This window comes from Gemmatimonas sp., from assembly GCF_044376735.1.
Lineage (GTDB): Bacteria > Gemmatimonadota > Gemmatimonadetes > Gemmatimonadales > Gemmatimonadaceae > Gemmatimonas.
In genome coordinates, this window is sequence record NZ_JBILKJ010000251.1 from 1 (window position 1) to 3024 (window position 3024).

Annotated in this window: 3 protein-coding genes; 2 read left to right on the forward strand and 1 reads right to left on the reverse strand. The window is 68.3% G+C overall.

The window, feature by feature from the left end; genetic code table 11:
• The first annotated feature begins 107 nt into the window (after positions 1–107).
• Both ACIRA7_RS16230 and ACIRA7_RS16235 read left to right on the forward strand, forming a co-directional pair.
• The gene (locus ACIRA7_RS16230; RefSeq protein ID WP_396221877.1) at positions 108–1493 is read left to right on the forward strand and encodes a phosphatidylserine/phosphatidylglycerophosphate/cardiolipin synthase family protein; all 1386 of its coding nucleotides are present in this window, start codon (positions 108–110) and stop codon (positions 1491–1493) included.
• A gap of 138 nt (positions 1494–1631) precedes the next feature.
• Complete coding sequence (locus ACIRA7_RS16235) at positions 1632–2552, forward strand: universal stress protein (RefSeq protein ID WP_396221878.1); 921 nt, start codon at positions 1632–1634, stop codon at positions 2550–2552.
• Between the two features lie 22 nt (positions 2553–2574).
• Here ACIRA7_RS16235 and ACIRA7_RS16240 read toward each other — a convergent pair.
• The coding region (locus ACIRA7_RS16240) for a hypothetical protein (protein ID WP_396221879.1) at positions 2575–3024 on the reverse strand (450 nt) is incomplete at its 5' end.

The window sequence follows — 3024 nt, forward strand, 5'->3', positions numbered from 1 at the left end:
GAGTCCCTGCCAGGTTCCGGTGTAGCTGATGCCATCGATGAATCGCGCGGCGCACCAGAGCGCGACCGCATTGATGAGGAGTCGCAGGATGAGGGTCATGCTGAAACATGGCTGACGCGCCGTCGCCGAGGGAAGTGCGCACGTATCGCGCGTGGGGCGCCGCACGGCGCTTCACCGAGGGCGTGCGTGACCCGGCGTTTCGCGAGCTCCTGCAGCGCATCGATGGCGGCCCCATGCATCAATGTCCGCCACCGGTGCTTTTGCCCGATGGCGCCGATGCGTTCCGCACGATGATCGCCGCCATCGATGCCGCGTGTGAAGAAGTGTTGCTCGAGACGTACATCCTGCGCGACGACACGCTCGGCGCGTCGGTGCAGGAGGCGCTGGTGCGGGCGGCCACCCGCGGTATCCGCACCTATGTGCTGGCGGATGCGGTGGGCTCGATGGCGACGCACGACCGTTTCTGGGACTCGCTCACCGATCAGGGCGTGGTGGTTCGCCACTTTCATCGCTTCTGGCATCACCCGCTCGACGCGCTCCGCCGCGATCATCGCAAGCTGCTCGTGTGCGATCGTCGGGTCGCCTTCACTGGCGGCATGAACATCGGTGAGGAGTACGGCTCGTCGATCCGTGCCCGTCACGACGTGTGGCGCGACACGTTCGTGCAGGTCGAAGGGTCGGTAGCCCGTGAGCTGGCGGCGGTCTTCGCTGAAGGCTGGGATCGCGCACGCGGACCGGCCCTGCCCGGTCTCGAGTATGTGAGCTGGAGCGATGCGGCTGATTCGTCGCCGCAAGAGAACGTCGAGGCGGTCGGTGCGCGGGCCGTGCCACGTCGATTGCAGCAGGCCGTCCAGCGGCAGGTGCAGCGTCAGCTTGGACGTCAACGCGACCGCCGCCGTGGACGTCTCGTGCGTCGTGTTATCGACGCGGCCTCACCGGACGATCGGGCAGTGCTCGTGCTCGATCCTCGACCCGGACGCGGACAGCGCGAGATGTTGAGCGTGTTGTCGGCGCTGCTGGGCGGCGCGCGCGAGCGCCTGTGGATTACGACGCCGTACTTCGCCCCGCCAACGCGTGCGCTCACCTTCCTGCTCACCGCGGCGCGGCGCGGCGTGGATGTGCGCCTGCTCCTGCCCAGCGAGCGCACGGATGTGCCGCTGATCCGGCACGCCGCGCATGGCGCCTATCGCACGCTGCTCGAGAGTGGCGTGCGCGTGTTCGAATACGAACGCGCGACCTTGCATGCGAAGACGATGGTGGTCGACGGTCATGCCAGTCTCATCGGGTCGTCGAATCTGGATTTTCGGTCGTTCTGGTTGAATGCGGAGTGCAACGTGCTCGTGTTCGACGACGCGTGCGCCGCCGCGCTCGAAGGGAGCTTTCGGGCCGATCTCGAGAACAGCCGCGAGATTACGATGGACGAATGGCGCGAGCGGACGTGGTCTCACCGACTGCTCGACACGACGGCCCGCGCGCTCCGATGGGCGCTCTAGACGAGAGGTCGATGCCGTCGTACGGGATTCCCTGACTCGGACCGCCGAACTTCCCGATAGAGCGATCGCGGGCCGTGTGCGACCCTCCTCTCCAGCGCGACGCCGTGCGCTGCCCGCCGCTCCACGAGGGTCCTGTCCATGCCCGTTCTTGCCCACGATTCCGTCCTGCACGCGGAGTACCAGCCGCCCGGCGCTGGTGGACCCGTGCTGGTCGCGTGCGATGGTACACCGGTGTCCAGTGAGGCGTTGTTCAACGCCGGTCGGCTGGCGATGCGGGCGTTCGGGGGCCCGCTCCAGGTGCTCGGCGTCTGCGAGCCGACTCCCGGTGTGGCTACCGGCATGGACGTGTTACCCGTCCCGGCCGGACTGGATGAGGAGCGTCGCGCCGCGATGGAGGAGGACGTGCGCCGGGCGATCATCGTGTCGTCCGCCGGTGATTCCTCGTGGCCGGTGGAGGTGCTGTTGGGTTCTCCGTCCCGCCTGCTGGCCACGGAGGCACGGCGACGACACGCGTCGGTCATCGTGATGGGGATCGGGCGACACAATCCGCTCGATCGGTTGTTCGGCACCGAGACCACGTTGGCCACGCTCCGGGAATCGCGGGTGCCGGTGCTGGCGGTGGGGCCGAGCTTCCCGACGCATCCCGTGCACGCCGTGGTCGGTCTCGACTTCAGTGCCGCCAGCGTGCAGGCGGCCCGGCTCGCCGCCCGACTGGTGGCGCCGAACGGCCGACTCACGCTGGTGCATGTGCGCCCGCGGTTCGAGCATCCGTCGGACGATTGGCAGGCGTGGGATGCCGACTACGGCCGCACCCTGCCGCCGCTCTTCGATGAAGTGCGCGCGCAGCTCGAGCCGCCCGACGGGGTGCTGGTGGAAACCGTCACCGTGCGCGGTGATCCGGCCGCGTCGCTGCTGTCGTTGGCACGGCAGGCGCAGTGCGACCTGATCGCCGTGGGCACGCAGCGTCACGGTGTCCTCGAGCGGATGGTGGTCGGCTCGGTCGCCACGCGCGTGCTGCGCACCGCGCGCTGCGGCGTCCTCGCGGTGCCGTCGGCCTGAGCCTTCGCTCGAGCCGTGGGGGCTAGAACACCCGCACGTTGATGTAGCGCTTCGGGTTCTTCTTCACGTCGGCCACCAGCGCACGCAGTTCGCGCACCAGCGAGTCGCTCTGCTGGTACAACGCGGGGTCGTTCACCATCAGCCCCAGTGTGCCGCGGCCCGCATTCACCTTGCCGAACACCGAGTCGGCTTTGCTGACCGCGCTTGCCAGTCGTCCCTCGGTCCGATCGAGTCCCTCGGCCACTTCGCGCAGGCGCGTAGTGGCGGCGAGCAGTTCCCTGGCCGCCGATTGCGAGTTGGCCACGATCACCTGCAGCTCACCACGGCTGGTGGCCGAGTCCACGCGCGACGAAAAGGTGTTCAGGTCGACCGCGGCCGCGTTGATACGCGTGAGCCCGAGCTGGACGTCCCCGCTGATCCGATCGAGGTTCTTCGACTGCAACTCCACCGTCATGGCGAGTTGCGACGACAG

Excerpts from the sequence above, each read along its gene's own strand:
- ACIRA7_RS16230 (WP_396221877.1), top strand. The coding sequence starts at position 108 with ATGGCTGACGCGCCGTCGCCGAGGGAAGTGCGCACGTATCGCGCGTGG.
- ACIRA7_RS16235 (WP_396221878.1), top strand. The coding sequence starts at position 1,632 with ATGCCCGTTCTTGCCCACGATTCCGTCCTGCACGCGGAGTACCAGCCG.